Source organism: Qipengyuania sp. B-5, assembly GCF_056857815.1.
Window position 1 is genome coordinate 1 of sequence record NZ_JBSXNU010000015.1, and the last position, 17,164, is coordinate 17,164.

The 17,164-nt window shown below is 61.3% G+C and carries 16 protein-coding genes, 1 tRNA gene and 1 riboswitch; of the genes, 9 read left to right on the forward strand and 8 right to left on the reverse strand.

The genetic code is table 11. From position 1 onward, the window contains the following. Nucleotides 1-115: 115 nt before the first annotated feature. The 6 genes from AC13CE_RS00640 to AC13CE_RS00665 form a co-directional block, all read right to left on the reverse strand. The gene (locus tag AC13CE_RS00640; protein WP_482971133.1) at nucleotides 116-313 is read right to left on the reverse strand and encodes a hypothetical protein; all 198 of its coding nucleotides are present in this window, start codon (nucleotides 311-313) and stop codon (nucleotides 116-118) included. A 347-nt stretch (nucleotides 314-660) separates the two neighbouring features. Then, nucleotides 661-1,692: an IS110 family RNA-guided transposase gene (locus tag AC13CE_RS00645; protein ID WP_160728432.1), complete on the reverse strand. Its 1,032-nt coding sequence runs from the start codon at nucleotides 1,690-1,692 to the stop codon at nucleotides 661-663. Between the two features lie 88 nt (nucleotides 1,693-1,780). Beyond that, nucleotides 1,781-2,538 (reverse strand): IS5 family transposase gene (locus AC13CE_RS00650; RefSeq protein ID WP_482971134.1). Its coding sequence is split into 2 segments (ribosomal slippage): nucleotides 1,781-2,202 and nucleotides 2,202-2,538, totalling 759 coding nucleotides; the frame shifts between segments, so codons are not numbered across the junction. A gap of 444 nt (nucleotides 2,539-2,982) precedes the next feature. After that, on the reverse strand, nucleotides 2,983-4,878 hold the full coding sequence (gene thiC / locus AC13CE_RS00655) for a phosphomethylpyrimidine synthase ThiC (protein WP_482971135.1): 1,896 nt from the start codon (nucleotides 4,876-4,878) through the stop codon (nucleotides 2,983-2,985). A 30-nt stretch (nucleotides 4,879-4,908) separates the two neighbouring features. Beyond that, nucleotides 4,909-5,307: a hypothetical protein gene (locus tag AC13CE_RS00660; RefSeq protein WP_482971136.1), complete on the reverse strand. Its 399-nt coding sequence runs from the start codon at nucleotides 5,305-5,307 to the stop codon at nucleotides 4,909-4,911. Nucleotides 5,308-5,342: 35 nt separating this feature from the next. Next, nucleotides 5,343-5,447, reverse strand: a riboswitch (TPP riboswitch). A 201-nt stretch (nucleotides 5,448-5,648) separates the two neighbouring features. Further along, nucleotides 5,649-6,260, reverse strand: a complete 612-nt coding sequence (locus AC13CE_RS00665) for a DUF4402 domain-containing protein (protein ID WP_482971137.1) — start codon at nucleotides 6,258-6,260, stop codon at nucleotides 5,649-5,651. Nucleotides 6,261-6,574: 314 nt separating this feature from the next. Here AC13CE_RS00665 and AC13CE_RS00670 point away from each other — a divergent pair, with 314 nt between their 5' ends. The 5 genes from AC13CE_RS00670 (at nucleotide 6,575) to AC13CE_RS00690 (ending at nucleotide 12,011) form a co-directional block, all read left to right on the forward strand. Further along, nucleotides 6,575-7,024: a hypothetical protein gene (locus tag AC13CE_RS00670; protein WP_482971138.1), complete on the forward strand. Its 450-nt coding sequence runs from the start codon at nucleotides 6,575-6,577 to the stop codon at nucleotides 7,022-7,024. 155 nt (nucleotides 7,025-7,179) lie between these two features. Continuing rightward, the gene (locus AC13CE_RS00675) at nucleotides 7,180-7,674 is read left to right on the forward strand and encodes a DUF4402 domain-containing protein (protein WP_482971139.1); all 495 of its coding nucleotides are present in this window, start codon (nucleotides 7,180-7,182) and stop codon (nucleotides 7,672-7,674) included. Between the two features lie 57 nt (nucleotides 7,675-7,731). Beyond that, entirely contained in the window at nucleotides 7,732-8,262 is a 531-nt protein-coding gene (locus tag AC13CE_RS00680; protein WP_482971140.1) for a DUF4402 domain-containing protein, read from the forward strand. Nucleotides 8,263-8,315: 53 nt separating this feature from the next. After that, entirely contained in the window at nucleotides 8,316-9,248 is a 933-nt protein-coding gene (locus AC13CE_RS00685; protein WP_482971141.1) for a fimbrial biogenesis chaperone, read from the forward strand. Nucleotides 9,249-9,254: 6 nt separating this feature from the next. Beyond that, nucleotides 9,255-12,011: a hypothetical protein gene (locus tag AC13CE_RS00690; protein WP_482971142.1), complete on the forward strand. Its 2,757-nt coding sequence runs from the start codon at nucleotides 9,255-9,257 to the stop codon at nucleotides 12,009-12,011. Nucleotides 12,012-12,087: 76 nt separating this feature from the next. On the opposite strand, the gene AC13CE_RS00695 is transcribed toward AC13CE_RS00690, so the two are convergent. Continuing rightward, a tRNA-Gln gene (locus AC13CE_RS00695) sits at nucleotides 12,088-12,161 on the reverse strand. A gap of 176 nt (nucleotides 12,162-12,337) precedes the next feature. On the opposite strand from AC13CE_RS00695, the gene AC13CE_RS00700 reads away from it, so the two are divergent. Further along, nucleotides 12,338-13,561, forward strand: coding sequence for a Ppx/GppA phosphatase family protein (locus AC13CE_RS00700; protein WP_482971146.1), 1,224 nt, complete (start codon nucleotides 12,338-12,340; stop codon nucleotides 13,559-13,561). Beyond that, nucleotides 13,554-14,216 carry an RlmE family RNA methyltransferase gene (locus AC13CE_RS00705; protein WP_473822601.1) on the forward strand — a complete coding sequence of 221 codons (663 nt, stop codon included), beginning with the start codon at nucleotides 13,554-13,556 and terminating at the stop codon, nucleotides 14,214-14,216. Before AC13CE_RS00700 ends, AC13CE_RS00705 begins: the two co-directional genes overlap by 8 nt. A gap of 60 nt (nucleotides 14,217-14,276) precedes the next feature. Here the strand turns inward: AC13CE_RS00705 and AC13CE_RS00710 are convergent, their stop codons facing one another. Continuing rightward, nucleotides 14,277-14,981 carry a c-type cytochrome gene (locus tag AC13CE_RS00710; RefSeq protein ID WP_482971143.1) on the reverse strand — a complete coding sequence of 235 codons (705 nt, stop codon included), beginning with the start codon at nucleotides 14,979-14,981 and terminating at the stop codon, nucleotides 14,277-14,279. A 146-nt stretch (nucleotides 14,982-15,127) separates the two neighbouring features. On the opposite strand from AC13CE_RS00710, the gene AC13CE_RS00715 reads away from it, so the two are divergent. Together AC13CE_RS00715 and AC13CE_RS00720 are read left to right on the forward strand one after the other, a co-directional pair. Next, on the forward strand, nucleotides 15,128-16,021 hold the full coding sequence (locus tag AC13CE_RS00715) for a prephenate dehydratase (protein WP_482971144.1): 894 nt from the start codon (nucleotides 15,128-15,130) through the stop codon (nucleotides 16,019-16,021). A gap of 66 nt (nucleotides 16,022-16,087) precedes the next feature. Then, nucleotides 16,088-17,164: OmpA family protein (locus AC13CE_RS00720; protein WP_482971145.1), on the forward strand; the 1,077-nt coding region annotated here is incomplete at its 3' end.

Consider the following 17,164-nt stretch of genomic DNA (forward strand, 5'->3'; position numbering starts at 1 on the left):
TTCGGCAACAACGGCTCGATCACCAGCCACTCATCATCGGTCAGTTCAAATCTACGACGCGTCATCCAAAGCTCCTTCCCGAAGCCTTGAATCAACCGCGCCCGCGCCGCGCAAGTCAGTTTATGAGTTTACGGCCTAGCTTTTCTGCCTGTGGGATTAGACGAACGACTTCATCCAAATCTACTTTCAACGCAGCTACGCTTAATTGAAACTGCATTGAACTAGCCGACCAATCCTCCGCCTCAAGAACCTTCTTGCCCGCATCTGGATCATCGCGACCGCTCACCGCGCTTGCGCGATTGACGATCATCATCTTTCGAACCTCTTCGCTAACATCAGCATTATTTAAGGAAAGCGCGAATGTCAGAATTCGGTCCGCTAGGGTCCGGACTTCTGTGGTTGCCGCCTGTAATGCAAGAGGGTTTGTGACCTTTTGAGCTGGTGATCGAGTGCGGTCTTCTGTCAGGCCTTTACTGCGGCGCTTTCAGAGGCCGCTGGCCGGTATGGTGATCCGCGGATCAGGTCCAAAACTCATTACCGAGCTGAGTGCTCAGAGTCCTGAACTGGTTTTCCTGATCCAGATCTATTCGATCATTTGCCCATTCGGGTCGTCGCCTTCTCACACTCCCTTTCATCCAGCCTGTCTCAGGCAGCCTCCTATCAGGCAGCCATGACCAGTACCGGATCTCTGAAATCTTCGTTCTTCGTCAGCATGGCCCAGATCTGGCGCGCCATCTTGTTTGCCAAGGCGATCGCGACCAGCATTCGCGGTTTGCGGCTCATCATACGTGCCAGCCAAGAGTTTTCCGGGATCGACTTGCGTCCCATCCAGTTCAAGCGTGACATAGCGCCAATGATCAGCATCTGCCGGATGTCAGCCTGACCGGCTTTGCTGATCCGCCCGAGCCGTTCCTTGCCGCCTGATGAAAACTGTCTCGGCACCAATCCAAGCCAAGCTGCAAAGTCGCGACCACTGCGAAAGCTCGACATGTCAGGTGCAAAGGCTTCCACAGCCATCGCAACAAGCGGGCCGATGCCGGGCATAGTCTGCAATCGCTTCGATACCGGCGTAGTAGACGCAAGTTCCTTGATCTTCGCTGTCTTCGTGTCAATCCAGCCACTGAGTACGGCGATTTGCTCAAGCATTGCCAAGCACTCCTCGCGCATCAAAGCGGGCAGATCGCTGTCCGGCATCTCCAAAATCCCACGGATGCGCGGAATATGATGGACGCCTTGCGGGATAATGTGCCCGAACTCATACAATGCTGCCCGCAATGCGTTCACCGCCTGGGTCCGCTGACGCACAATGCGCTGGCGTGATCGATACAGGATCGCCGCGCTCTGCTGCTCCTCGCTTTTCCGTTCAACAAAGCGCATCTCGGGTCGCTGGGCGGCGATCACGATCGCTTCGGCATCCGCAGCGTCGTTCTTTTGCCGCTTCACAAATGGACGGACGTAGCTGGGCGCGATCAGCCTCACCTCGTGACCAAGTCCAGTGAGCACACGGGCCCAGTAATGAGCGCTACCGCAGGCCTCCATTATGACGATGGAGGTAGGCTGTTTGGCCATGAACGTTCCAAAAGCCTTCCGCGACAGCTTGTGTTGAAACCGGATCTCGCCGTTCATCGACGCCCCGTGAACCTGGAAAACAGACTTTGCCAGATCTACACCAATCATTGTATTTATATTCATGGTTGCCGTCCTCTCTGCTCGTGGTTGAAGCACCACTATCTTGGCACATCGCGATGCCGTCAGGGAGGGCGGCAACCACCCCATCTCATTAGAGCCACCACGTGACGAAGGCTGCGATGGCGATGGTTGCCATGAAGGTCTTGATATTGCGGTCGAAGCGGGTGGCGACGCGGCGCCAGTCCTTGAAGCGGCAGAACATGCGTTCGACGACATTGCGCTGGCGGTATATTTGTCGGTCATGCTCGATCTGCACCTTGCGGTTGGACTTCGACGGGATGACCGGGATGGTGCCGCGTTCGATCAGCCAGGAACGCAAAGCGTTACTGTCGTAGCCTTTGTCGGCGACCAGATAGTCGGATGGCGGCACGGCATTGATCGTCTGGATAGCGACCTTGGCATCGTGCGTGTTGCCCGGCGTCAGCAAGAGGACGTGCGGGCGGCCCTTCTCGTCGCAGACGGCATGGAGCTTGGTGTTGCGTCCGCCTTTGGTGATGCCGATACCATGAGCCAAGGCCCCCCTTTTGCGCCGCCGGCGGTGCGGTGGACCTTGATGCAGCTGCTGTCGATGAAGAGCCTTTCAGGGACGCCATCGACCCCGGCGAGCTGGGCGAAGATCCGTTCCCACACACCTCGCTCGGCCCAGCGCCGGAAGCGGTTGTAGAGCGTCTTCTTCGGACCGTAGACATGTTCCGGGCAATCGCCCCAGCGACCACCGCTCTTCAGAGCCTGGACAATCCCGGAAAGCACGCGCCGATCATCGACCCTTGGCATCCCACGCGTATCGTTCGGCAAGAGCGGCTCGATCCGCGCCCACTGATCATCCGAAAACCAGAAGAAATCCGCCATTCACCAAGCCTCCTTGCTGGAGGCACGTGAATCACATTGCAGCGCCGGTGTGAATCCCGTTTATGGGTCCGGACCCTAGTCTTTATGTAACCGAGATAAAGACCATTTTCGATTGATGATAGAAGAAGAAGTACTTGATATTGAGATAGGCAAAAATCTACCGCCGACCTTAGGGTTTCAGAGAGCGCTGTATGATGACTAAAGACATCTTCCTCTTCGTCTTTTCCCTCAGTTTCACCGGTAATAGATTCGGATTCCTTGCTGCCACCCCAACCCTTCGAAACTTTTTCTACATATTCTTTTGACCCCGTCGCATAATACAACTTTTCGTCGTCGTCCTTAGTCGCCGCGAATAATTCTTCCTGCCCTGACAAACCCCACTCCCTTTACTGCTTCGCACAATGGTCTTTTGCCAGACTGAGTTCAAGGACTTGCCGCACCTTATTAAGAAGGCATGTAGAGATCGCCACCCTCACGGTATTTCTCGGCCATTTCCTCCATCCCTTCGCGCGCTTCCTCGGCCTCTTCGGCACTCGTCTCGCGCTTGATGTTCTCGCTGGCGAGATAGCTGTCCGAATTCTGCTTCGCGGCGAATTCGCGCACTTCCTGCGTGATCTTCATGCTGCAGAACTTCGGGCCGCACATGGAGCAGAAATGCGCGGTCTTGGCACCTTCCGCGGGCAGCGTCTGGTCGTGGTACTGCTCGGCCGTGTCGGGGTCGAGGCTGAGGTTGAACTGATCGCGCCAGCGGAACTCGAAGCGGGCCTTGGATAGCGCATCGTCGCGGACCTTGGCGGCGGGGTGGCCCTTGGCGAGGTCGGCGGCGTGGGCGGCGAGCTTGTAGGTCACCACGCCCACTTTCACATCGTCCCTGTCGGGCAGCCCGAGGTGTTCCTTGGGCGTGACGTAGCAGAGCATCGCGGTGCCGTACCAGCCGATCTGGGCTGCGCCGATGCCGCTGGTGATGTGGTCGTAACCCGGCGCGATGTCGGTGACGAGCGGGCCGAGGGTGTAGAACGGGGCCTCGCCGCAGGCTTCGAGCTGCTTGTCCATGTTCTCCTTGATCTTGTGCATCGGCACGTGGCCGGGGCCTTCGATCATCACCTGCACGTCCTGCGCCCAGGCGCGCTTGGTGAGTTCGCCCAGCGTGTAGAGTTCGGCGAACTGGGCTTCGTCATTGGCGTCGGCGATGGAGCCGGGACGCAGGCCGTCACCCAGCGAATAGGCGATGTCATAGGCCTTCATGATCTCGGTGATCTCGTCGAAGCGCTCGTAGAGGAAGCTCTCCTTGTGATGGCTGAGGCACCATTTCGCCATGATCGAGCCGCCACGGCTGACGATGCCGGTGACGCGCTTGGCGGTCATCGGGACATAGGGCAGGCGCACGCCGGCGTGGATCGTGAAATAGTCGACGCCCTGTTCGGCCTGCTCGATCAGCGTGTCGCGGAAGATTTCCCAGGTCAGGTCCTCGGCAATGCCGCCGACCTTTTCCAGCGCCTGGTAGATCGGCACGGTGCCGATGGGGACGGGGCTGTTGCGGATGATCCATTCGCGCGTGTCGTGGATGTTGCGGCCCGTGGAGAGGTCCATCACCGTGTCCGCGCCCCAGCGGATCGACCAGACCATCTTGTCGACCTCGTTCGCCACATCGCTGGCGACGGCGGAGTTGCCGATATTGGCGTTGATCTTGACGAGGAAATTGCGCCCGATCGCCATCGGCTCGGTTTCGGGATGGTTGATGTTGTTGGGAATGATGGCGCGGCCGCGTGCCACCTCGTCGCGGACGAATTCGGGGGTGACGTAATCGGGCAGCGATGCGCCCCAGGGCTGGCCGTCATTGCGCGCTTCCAGCCGAGCAGCTTCATCGCGCAGCATCTCGCGGCCCAGGTTCTCGCGCTCGGCCACATATTCCATCTCGGGCGTGATGATGCCGCGGCGGGCATAGTGCATCTGGCTGACATTGGCGCCCGGCTTTGCGCGCAGCACTTTCTTCGCCACGTTGGGGAAAGCGGGCACGCCGCCCGAACGATCGGGCCCGAGCTGGCCATTGTCTTCGGGCTTCACTTCACGCGCGTCGTATTCCTCGACATCGCCGCGGGCGAGGATCCACTCGCGGCGCTTCTGCTCGAGGCCCTTGCGGATATCGATGACCGCATCGGGATCGGTATAGGGGCCGGAGGTATCGTAAACCCGCACGCTGGGCTCGCCGCCCTCCAGATCGATCTCACGCATGGCGACGCGCACGCCGCTGCCGCTTTTCGCGCCGACATGGACCTTGCGGCTGCCGCGGATCGGGCCGGTGGTGACGCCGATGTCGAATTTGCTGTTGATGTCGGCCATGAAACGGACCTTTCTTCGATGCAGATGTAACTAGAGACGGAACAGGGCGGAGCCGATGAGGAACGCGCCGAGGATCAGCGAAAACCACGCCCAGAAGCGGTTGACCGCGCCCATCAGGCGGCGGGCGAAGCGCATGAGGCCATCGCCGAACGCAAGGATCAGCGCGCCCTCGACCGCCATCCAGCCGCCGAGCACGGTGATGAGGATCGCGAGCCAGTCGTCCGGCCGCCATGGCGACACGAGGTAGATCGCCCCGCCCAGTCCGATGCAGACGATGCCGGTCAGGAAGCGCAGCGCTGTGTTGCGCTCGTAATCCTCGAGCATTGCGGCCCACCCGCCCGGATGGCGCAATTCTCCGATACCTGCCGCTAGGGCGTAAAGCCCCATGAACAGGGCAATCCATGCAGGAATGTCGACACCTTCGGCCATGCGTAATCTCTCCACGATGCGGGAGAGCGGACTACGCGCAATGGCCGCCCACTCCCTCCGCCGATGCTAATCGGTTCAGGTTCGACGGGTCGGCGGACTTCAACCGCCCTCTCAGCCTCATGGCTCCCCGGGGATGGCCGACGGTGTAGGCGTTTGGAGCCGGCGCGTCCAGCGGCTCGGGCAAGAAAGCGTGATTGCTATAGCGCGCGATCTCGGGGGCAAATCTTGTTCGGATAGACGATGGTCTTCCAGCACGCCGACGACTTCGCTCGCAGTCTCTTCAGGCGCATACCGCCAGTTCGTCACCCACGCCCGGATAGGCAACCTGGCATCTGTCCGTGTTAGTCGATACTGACGACCGTCACATCCAGATATGTCGGGATGACCACTTCGGCACCGCCTCCGGTATTGGTCACCTGCAGCGTGGCACCGATGGTGAATTCCGTTCTGCACACGCGGGTCTGGCAATTGGGCAGGCTGAGTGTGACGATCTGTCCATCGGCAATCATCGTATACCCGGGAATGTCCGAAGTGAGGTTCTTCAGCCTCGCCTCGACCCCACCGTTAGAATAAAGGCCGCTGCTGATGCCGAGCTGGATTTCGACCGTGATGACCCTTTTGCCTTCGTTCCCACGATCATATGTGACCACGAATTTGGCCGGGCCTGTATCCGCCGCTCCTGCTGAAAGAATGCCGGTATCCCGCACACTTCCATCGGTGCCTACCACTCGCTCGCCGGAATAGGGCACGGCGATCTTCCCGAAGCGGAGGTTGCTCTGTTCGATTATCTGGATCGTCCGGGGTGCTGCGGCGGCGGGGACTGGCAAGGAACCCAGCATCAGACAGGCCGAAGCAAGGAATGCGCCCGAGCCTTTACCGAATACGCATGCAATTCTCCGGGCTTCAGACAATACCCGTCCTCCACCTGCCGCGGCAGCCATCCCCTTGCGCATCAATAGTTTCCTTTGCAGGTCCGGCATCATGAAAAAGGCCATGTAATTTCCCGATAACTCTTCCATTACTGCCATATGGTTAATTTGCGGTTATTACGTAGAACCTTCTAAACACTATAGTCATTACTGAGTTCTTACTTAGTATAACTGACCTATATGTAGAATATCACAAGCACGCACCCTCTCCCATTTTGGGACAGTTTGACTTGTTCGTACCAAGAGAACATTCAGGTAGCGGAACATCTTGTTGGGAAAGGCACAAACTTCCTATGCCGACTTGTACAAAACAGTCCGGGAATTATTGTCCTCTTGCCTTGGCCACTTTGGCTGCCCTTCCCTTCATATTTTGTACTTCGGCTGCCAGCGCGCAGGATAGCGCTTCTTCATCGGTCGGTCGCGCCTCGGCACTTGTGATCGAACCCTTATCCGTCACGGCCAAGGCGGATATGACGTTCTCGATCGTGGCGACATCCGGCCAGACCAGGATTGCCGGGAAGGCCGGACGATTCGAAATCAGATCGCCAGGCGCTTACGAATTTTCCCTGACGATCCAGCCGGATGTGCTGGCCACCTCCCCGACATCCGACACGGGCCTGGCGGTGGGCGGCATCGAGGCGCGCGGTTCGAACTGGCTGGAAGGATCGGAGTGGCTCGGGCCCGACGGTATCAGCACGGTCCGATTCTCGGGTCGGCTCCGGGTTCCCGAAGGTGCAGACGGCGATGAATACACCGGCCATGTTTTGGTTAATTTAGCGTATCATTAAGCCTGTTCGGCAAGATTGAATCCCGCTTTTCTGCGCTTCTTGATGGTTAACTCTCTCCTAACCACGAATAAGCGTTTTCTTAAAATCGCAACCCTAGAATTGAGGTCACGCAAGGGGACACCTTCGTTACTGTGAGCAATTCGAGGATCGTTACGATGAAAAAGATTTTTGTAAGTGCAATCGCACTCACCCTTCCCGTCGCCGCTATTGCAGCTCCGGGCGATTCCGACACCGCAACCGGCACCGCAACCGCCACGGTCGTCGCTCCGATCGAACTGGAGCATGACGCGGGCGCCGCCCTTTCATTCGGCAGCTTCCTGGCAGGCGCGGGCGGCACTGTCGTCGTGACGCCGGGCGGCGCGGGTTCGGTGAGCGGCGACGTGGAATTCGTGAGCGGTTCGGTTAACACCGCCGACAGCTTCACCGTTGCAGGTGACGCAAACCGTTCCTTTACCATCTCGGCAACGGGCGGTTCGGTTTCCAACGGAACCGAAACCATGACCTTTACGACTGCTGTATCTTCGGCCTCCGATACGCTCGACACCAACGGTGACGGCAGCTTCACGGTCGGCGGCACGCTGACCGTCGCAGCCGATCAGGCCGCTGGTGACTACACCGGCACCTACGACGCGACTGTAGCGTACAACTAAGAACGTGGGCGGATCCGGTCGGCCGGGTTTTCGGTCGGCCGGGTCCGTCACTCCTCCATGCAGCCGTCCATCCATCTTTTCACGGCCGCCGCGGTCGCCTGCTTCTGCGCATTCGCCGCTGAGCCCGCTGCCGCCCAGACAGCCGAAGCCCGGCTCGAGGGCAGCGCGCAAGCGATCGTCGTCGAACCGGCCGGGATAACCGCCATCGAAGATCTGCGTTTCGGCGCGATCATGCAGCCGGCCACTGCCGGGACGGTGACGGTGGGTACGGATGACTCGATCAGCGCGACGGGCGGCGCCGTCGTCGGGATTACAACTCCACAACCCGGCACACGCGGCGCTGGCCGCTTCACCATCACCGGGGATGCAAACAGGATGTTCAGAGTATCCCATCCGAACAGGCTGACGATATTCAACGGAACTGCATCAATGACTGTGGATAAATTACGCAGCAACGTGAATGGCCAGGAACGATTTGACGTGAACGGCAGCTATGAGCTCCGCATCGGCGGTCGACTGCAGATCGGTGCGAACCAACCTGCGGGCGACTATACCGGCACCTACGAGGTAACGGTAATTTATCATTAATTTACCAAGTCCGGTCATAAGCGGAAGGTACGTAAAACTACGGAACCGACCGAATGAAACCTGCCAAGATATTAATGAAATCCGCACTCGCCACCGCTCTTCTGGGCGGCTTCGGCTTTGCTGCTATTGCGCAGGAAGGCACGGCGCAATCCGGGGATGCCGAAACCACGGCCATGCCGGAAGGTGCGGTTGGCGGGATGGGCGATATCAACCTCTACCCCCGCCGGGTCGTCATCCAGGGCCGGCAACGCACCGCGCAGGTGGGCCTGTTCAACCGCACGCCCAATGAAGGCGATTACGAGATCGACATCACCGAAATGGCGATGACGCCCGAGGGGCGCCTGGTCGCGCTCGATCAGGTCGACGATCCCGCGCTTGCAGATCGGGTGAAATCGGCCAAGGATATGATCCGCTGGTCGCCCAAGCGCCTTACCCTGGACGGCAGCGAGAGCCAGACGATCAGGCTCATGGCCCGCCCCTCGCCGGATACTCCGCCCGGCGAATACCGGGCGCATTTCCTCGCCATTTCGCGCCCTGAGTCTTCCGGCGGCGGCGTGTCGATCGACGAAGTGATCTCGGGCCGCCAGGCGGACGGCATCGGCGTGACGATCAAGCCGCGCTTCGGAATTTCAATTCCCGTCATCGTCAGGGTCGGCGAAACGACTCTGAACCTGGCGATCGAGAATACGAAACTGGTCGACCTGCCCGACGGCAGGCGCGCCCTAGGCCTCAGGCTGACGCGCGAGGGAACGCGCTCCGCCTATGGCGATGTGCGCGTGTTTCGCGCGGGCGAAGACGAGCCGATCGTGGTCGCACGCGGAGTGGGAATCTATCCCGAAATCGATGCCCGCGATGTCCTGCTGCCGTTCACACTCGGCGAAGGGGTAGCCCCTCTCTCGAGCGGCGAAGAACTGCGGGTCGCGTTTGTCGATGACGACTACGAACCCGGTGCCGTTCTGGCGGAGGCTGTCTTCACAGCACCCTGATCGTCCGTGGATCGCAGATCAGCCATTCTTCGCGCGATTTTGCGAACCTCCGGCGCTCTTTGCGCCGTCCTTGCCGCGCCTGTAGCAGCCGGGGAAACCGCCGCAGATCCCTCCACCGCCCCCCTGTCCCCCCCGGCCGCAGAGCAGGCTGGGACGCCATTCACCGCCCAGGACGAACTCGTTCTCGAATTGCAGATCGAGGGCGCCAACCGCCGCGACACGATCATCGCCTATGGGCGGTTGCCCGAAGTCTACCTGCCTTTCGGATTGATTTCCCGGCTTCTCGATCTCGCGATTTCGACCAGCCCGGACGGGCGCCATGCGAGCGGCTGGATCCTCAGCGAAACACGCACCCTGTCGCTGACAGCCGGGCAAGGGTTCGCGGTGCTCGAAGGCCGCGAGATCGCGATAGACGAAGAGGCCGTGGTCGGTTTCGATGGCGAACTCTATGTCCGCCCATCGGTGCTGGAACTGATCCTTCCGGTTGAAGTCGAAGTCGATCTCAGGGCGCAATCGGTCGCAATCGCAACGCTGGAGGATTTTCCCTTCCAGGCGCGCCAGCGCCGCGACGGCCGGCGCGGCTTGCTGGAAAGCCAGGGCACTGCCGACGATGTGACAGAATTCCCGCGCGCCCATACGCCCTATCTTCTCGCGAGCATGCCCAAGGCGGACCTCGAACTAAGGGCAATGTCCGACCAGATCCGGGGCGAACGCCTCGAGGGCGAGCTTTATTTCGCCGGCGATCTCGCTGCCGCCAGTGCGGAGATATTCCTTGCCGCGGCGAGCAATGACGGCCTGACCGCCGCCCTGATGGAAATCGGCCGGGACAATCCGGACGGCGGCATGCTGGGCCCGCTCGACGCGACAAGCTTTGCACTGGGCGACATCCAGACCGTCCAGCAACCGGTCGGCCTGCGCAATTCCTTCGGCCGCGGTTTCCGCATTTCGAATGCGGCGCTGGATACGCAGTCGGTGTTCGACGAAATCGATCTGCGCGGGGTCCTGCAAGACGGTTACGAGGTCGAACTCTATCGCAACGGAGTCCTGTTGGGTTCGACCGCCAGGCCAGTGAACGGCCAGTACGAATTCCTCGGCGTCCCCGTGGACTTCGGCATCAATGCGTTCCGGCTCGTGTTCTACGGGCCGCAGGGCCAGCAGCGCGAGGAGGTCCGCACCATCCGTGTGGGCGACGGGCGCGTCCGCAAGGGCGAACTGGTCTATGATCTGGGCGTCGTCCAGAACGAACGCACGGTCCTCGACGTTCGCCGCGAAGGTGCGATCGTCCCCCCTTATGCAGGTGGCTGGCGGGCGATAGCGAAAGCCAGCTACGGCCTTTCCCAAAGCCTGACCACCGTGGCGAGTGCCTCGTTCGACGAGGAAGCCGTGAACGGACAGGAACTGGCAGGAACCATCGGCCTGCGGACCGGCTTCGGCAGCACCGGGCTGCGTTTCGACACCGCCTTCGCATCCGGCGGAGGCCGGGCTTTTGTCGGGGGTCTCAACGGCCGGTTCGGAAATACGAATTTCACCGTGAACCACGGCGAATATTCCGGGGGCTTCGTCGACGAACTGCTCGCCCCGGGAAGACGCGCTCTATCGCGTGCGACCGACGTCAACCTCTCCACCTCGCTCGATCTGTCGGAGCAGCTGTTCGTGCCGGTCGTCGCCCGTGCGCGCCGCATAGAATACGACGATGGCGCGTTCGAGAATCGCATCGGCCTGCGCGGATCGATCAGGAAGGGCGACTTCCTGTTTTCGAATTCCGCCGAATATGTGTCGTTCGAGACGGCTGAGGGCTTCGAGGCCGAACAGGCGATCGGCGTATTCGACCTCACCGCCGCCCGGGGCGAGAACACGCGGGTCCGGGCATCGTTCGAATACGAAATATTGCCGACGCTGGAGCCGAACGCGGTATCGCTGGTGGCCGACCGCAATTTCGGCGAGCATTTTCTGTTGCAGGCCGGCGCCGGATACCGCTTCGACGGTTCCAGCCTCACCACCAGCGCCTCGGTCCTCACCCGGTTGGGAAAGACGACGCTGGCACTGGAAGCGGATTACGATTTCCAGCGCAAGTCGCATGCGGTCGCCCTGCGCTGGGGCCTGTCCTTCGGTCGCAGTTCCCGCGGATTTTATGTCGACCACCTTTCCCGCGCCCGGCTCGGTGCGGTCGAGGTCCGTGCCTTCCACGATCGCAATGCCGATGGCGTGAGAAACGAGGACGAGGCAATCTTCCCGGATCTGGCCTTCTTCTCGCCGAGCGAGACCGTACTCACCGACGACCGGGGTTACGCGATGATCACCGGCCTTCCCGAACATCGGCCGACCAAGATCCAGCTCGATATGGCCACCCTGCCAGACATCACGCTGGTCCCGGCAGAACCTGGGCTTGAAATCATACCGCGGCGCGGACGCACGCATTCGGCGGAATTCGCCATCGTCAGCGTAGGGGAAGTCGAAGGCACGGTGGTTTTCGTATCCGGATCGGACGAACAGGCCGTCGGCGGGGTCAGGCTGGGCCTGAAGCCGCTCGATACCGAGGGCGAGACGCGCTGGCTGCGAAGCGAGACCGATGGCTATGCCTATTTCGAACAGGTCCGGCCCGGACGATATGCAATCGTCCTCGACCCCGAACAGGCGAAGGGCCTGGGCATCTGCCTGATCGAAGATAGCGAGAGCCTGATCGAGGTCGAACCCGAAGGAGGCGCCTATGCCTTCTCCGCCAGGATATCGCGGTGCCCTTTACTGGCGGCCGCGAACGACTGACGCGCGCATTGCTGGATCAGGAGACACGGCACGAACCGCGTCTTGCAAGAACCTTCGAAATGTCGTTGCAGAATATTGGATGCCCCGTGAGGATTCGAACCTCAATTGACGGAGTCAGAGTCCGTAGTCTTACCATTAGACGACGGGGCATCAGCCGTCCGGCATGGCGAGAATCGTTCCCGGGCCGGAGAGAGGCCGCGCATCTAGTTTCGCGGGGGCCCAAGGTCAACCCTTCCGCTTGCCCCCGAGGGTTCCTCCCGCTAGCATCAATGCCAGGTCCCCGCGCGAGGTAGTTTCGCGCGGGAGGAATAATGAAAGATATCCCCATGGCGGAACACTCTCCGCCGGACATGAATAGGGGGCACGGTAAGAAAAGGGGCGGCACGTCCGGCAAGGTAGCCGATTTCCGCTACAAGCGCCCCTCCCGGCCCGAAAAACGCTCCAAGAACAATGGAGCGAAGGCTCGCGATGCGAAGCCGCGCAATGCAATCGGCTCCCAAGGCCCGGCGGATACCGCCGCGCAATTCCGCCGTGGTCGCCGGCAGGCCTATGCCGCGCTCGATCTGGGCACGAACAATTGCCGACTCCTGATTGCACGGCCTTCGGGCGAAAACTTCACCGTGATAGACGCCTTCAGCCGCGTGGTGCGATTGGGCGAAGGGCTGGCGGCGAGCGGGCGCCTGTCCGAAGATGCGATGGAGCGGACGCTCGCTGCGCTTCACGTGTGCGCCGAAAAGCTGCGCCGCCGCCATGTCCATCTGGCCCGCTCGGTCGCCACCGAAGCCTGCCGCCGCGCGTCCAATGGTGCGGAATTCATCGAGCGCGTGCGCGAGGAAACCGGCATCGCGCTCGATATCATTTCCGCACAGGAAGAGGCGCGGCTGGCGGTGCTCGGCTGTCATATCCTGCTGGAGGATGGCGAAGGCCCGGCCGTCATCTTCGATATTGGTGGCGGCTCGACCGAACTGGTACTGGTCGAACCGAGCGGCGCAGTGCCGCGTATCCTCGACTGGATGAGCGTGCCCTGGGGAGTCGTTTCGCTGACCGACACAGTGACCGGATCGGACGAGAGTGAAGACCTGCGCGTGGATCGCTACCGGCGGATGCGCAAAACCGTCTACGACAGCTTCAAGCCCTTCGCCGAACGCATCCGCGATTTCACAAGGGGCCCGCATCCTATCCGCCTGCTCGGCACCAGCGGCACGGTCACTACGCTCGCCAGCCTGCACCTCGAACTGCCGCAATACGACCGGCAGGCGGTCGACGGGTTGATCCTGCCTTCGCAGGCCATGCGCGACATCTCGCTCAAGCTTTCGCACATGAGCGGGGATGACCGGCGACAACTGCCCTGCATCGGCGACGACCGGGCAAACCTCGTGGTGGCCGGCTGCGCCATTCTCGAAAGCATTCTCGACATCTGGCCATCGGTGACGCTGGGCGTGGCCGACCGCGGCATTCGGGAGGGCATACTGCGCAGCCTGATGGCCGCCGATGCCGATGGCGAGCGCAGCCGCGCCGCATTGCAACGCATGAGGGAACAGGATGTCTAGATCTGGCAAGGACAAGGACACCCGCGTGCGCACCGCGAGGAAGCGCACCGCATCTTCGACCCGCTGGCTGCAGCGCCAGCTCAACGATCCCTACGTCAAGCAAGCCAAGGCCGAAGGCTATCGCAGCCGCGCGGCCTACAAGCTGATCGAACTGGACGAGAAATTCGGCCTGCTCAAGGGGGCCGACCGTATCGTCGACCTCGGCATCGCACCTGGCGGCTGGAGCCAGGTTGCGCGCAAGGTGCGCCCCAAGGCGAATGTGGTTGGCATAGACCTGCTCGAAACCGAACCGATCGAGGGCGTCACCATCTTCCAGATGGATTTCATGGACGACGAGGCGCCGCAGGTCCTGGAAAATGCGCTGGGCGGGAAGTCCGATCTGGTAATGAGCGACATGGCGGCAAACACTGTCGGCCACAAGCAGACGGACCACCTGCGGACGATGGGGCTGGTCGAAGCAGCCGCATGGTTCGCGATCGAGAACCTGGACAAGGGCGGAACCTTCCTCGCCAAGGTATTGGCAGGCGGTACCGACAAGGACCTGCTCGACCTGCTGAAGAAGCATTTCAAGACGGTAAAGCACGCCAAGCCGCCTGCAAGCCGCAAAGGTTCGAGCGAATGGTATGTCATCGCGCAAGGCTTCAAGGGCGGCTGACTACGCACACAAAAAACCCCGCACGGGGCGGGGTTCTTCGCTGAATTTTTGAACTCGCGATCAGTCGACCTTGGTCGCACCTTCGTTGTCGGTGGCGGCATTGTCGGCCGGAACGGGCTGGTCGGCGCCCATGCCCGCGGCAGATTCAGCTGCACCGGCTTCGGCACCTTCGACAGGGCCCGGACCCGCGCCGGGAGCATCACCCTCTGCCCCTTCTTCGGCTTCGGGAGCGGCAGGAGCGGGCTTGGCCGGAGCGCCGCCGAAGGTCGCGAGATATTCCATGACGTTGGCGCGATCTTCCGGCTTGGACAGGCCGGCAAAGCTCATCTTGGTGCCGTTGGCGAAACCGCGCGGGCTTTCGAGCCATGCGTCCATGTTTTCCCAGGTCCACTGGCCGCCCTTGTCGGCCAGCGCAGAGGAATAGGCAAATCCTGCATGGCCTGCGATGGCCTTGCCCATCGTGCCGTAGAGATTCGGACCGATACCGTTCGCACCGCCCTGTTCGATCGTGTGGCAGGCGGTGCACTTGGCGAAGACCTGCTCACCAGCAGCCGCATCGGCCGAGGCGAGAAGCGTGCCGAGATCGGGGCCTGCATCTTCGCCGCCCTCTTCTTCCGCACCTTCAACGAAATAGCCCCATTCGCCGTCTTCGAATTCTTCCTGGCTGTCGGCATGGAAATACATGCCCGAAGCGATCGACGCGCCGAGCGCGACGATGCCGGAAAAGAGAACCCAGCCGGAAGCGGTGTTGAAACGATCGTCCATTGCGTGAAAGCCTGCGAGAATCCGTGGTGATCTGGTGATTGCGCGCCGCTCTAGTGCCGAGTGCGCTATCGCGCAAGTGCCTCGGCAGGCCAGCTACCGGCAATAGCGCTTGCGGCTGGGGATTTGCGCCGATAGCAGCGGTTTGTATGCGTACCTTTGCCAGACCCGCCATCGAGATGGTCGACACCATGCGGCAGATCGCTGCAAGCGATCCCGAGCGCGCCATCGCCTTCGGTGGCGCCCCCGGTTCGAACTCGCACCAGGCAGCGATGCAGTTCGATCCGGACTGCCTGCCGCTGCCCTATCTCGGTTTCGAGGATGCGCTCGATGCGGTGAAGCAGGGCCGCGCCGGCTGCGCGATAATTCCGATCGAGAACAGCCAGCACGGGCGCGTTTCGGACATCCACTTCCTTTTGCCCGACAGCGGGCTGTCCATCGTGGCCGAGCATTTCATGCGCATCACCCATGCGCTGATGGCGACCGGGCCGGGTCCTTTCGAGGCGGCGTACAGCCATCCGCAGGCGCTCGGCCAGTCGCGGGAATATCTGCAGAAGCACGGAATCGTGGCCTTGGCGCATGCAGATACGGCAGGTGCGGCGGCTTATGTGGCGGAGATGCAAGACCCGAAATACTGCGCCCTTGCCCCCCCGATGGCCGCGCAGCTCTACGGGCTCGACATCATCGAGGAGGCGGTAGAGGACGCGCATGACAACACGACGCGTTTCGTCGTGCTTGCCAATCAAGCGCTTGATCACGCCGCTTTCGACGGTGTTCAGGTGATGACCACTCTCATTTTCGAAGTGAAGAATATCCCCGCCGCCCTCTACAAGGCGCTCGGCTGTTTCGCGACCAATGGCGTCAACATGACCAAGCTGGAAAGCTACCAGAAGGGTGCGAGCTTTGCCGCCACGCGCTTCTATGCCGATATCGAAGGCGCCCCGGGCGATCCGCGGGTCGATGCCGCGCTTGATGAGCTGGAGTTCCAGACGAACGGCGTGCGGCTATTGGGCAGCTACGCGCAGGCGAGGAAGCGGGGCTGACAGAATAATCGACCGCTTCCTTGCAGTCTTGTGACAATCGGCTTCGAAGCAGCGGATAATTGTCATATGTCTCTGCAATCAATGGTTTTCCCGAGCTTCAAAATAGGGGATCACCATGAGGAAGATAGCGATTGGTCTGGCGCTCTGCTCGACCGCGCTCGCACGCCCGCACTTGCGCGCGATAACGCAGTTTACGTCGAAGCGGGTTTCGGCCCCTCGCTCGCCCAGGATTTCGAGATCGAGCCTGTCGATTCTGCCAGTCTCGCCGATGCCGAACTCGAAGCGGATCACGGTTTCGATGGTGGCGTAGCCATCGGATACGATTATGGCAGCTTCCGCATCGAGATCGAAGGCAGCTACCGCGAATTCGATCACGACCGGTTCTCCTTTGCATCCGGCCCCGTTTTCGAAGCCCCGCTGGGAAAATCCACGACTGCCAGCGTGATGGGCAACGCCCTGCTCGACCTTGGCAATGACGACGGCCTGCACTTCTTCGTCGGCGCAGGCGCCGGGTCTGTCTACATCGATCAGTCGGTCGCAGTGACCCCGGACGGCCTGGAGCAGAACCGCTTCAACGGCGATGAATGGGAATTCGCCTGGCAGGCACTGGCGGGCGTTCGCGCTCCGCTGACCGACAATCTCGACGTTGGCCTGCGTTATCGCTTCTTCAACGTGCCCAGTTACCGGATCGGCGGATCCTTCGGCACGCCTTATATCGAAAGCGACTGGGCTTCGCATTCCATCCTGGGGACCCTGACGCTGAACTTCGGTGAACAGGAAGAAGTCCTGCCGCCCCCGCCGCCTCCGCCGCCTCCACCTCCACCTCCGCCCCCGCCGCCTCCGCCGCCGCCGGCTCCGGTTTGCGAGCAGGGCCCGTACATCGTCTTCTTCAACTGGGACGAATCGGACATCACGCCGGAAGCAGCGACCATCCTCGACAACGCAGTCTCGGCTTACGCCAACTGCGGTACCGCTTCGGTCATGCTCGCCGGTCACACCGATACCTCGGGTTCGGCGCAGTACAACATGGGCCTCGCCGAACGTCGTAACGCTTCGGTCCGCGACTACCTCACCGCTCGCGGTGTCCCCGGTGGCCGCATCAGCAGCGAAGCCTTCGGTGAAACGCAGCTCCGCGTTCCGACC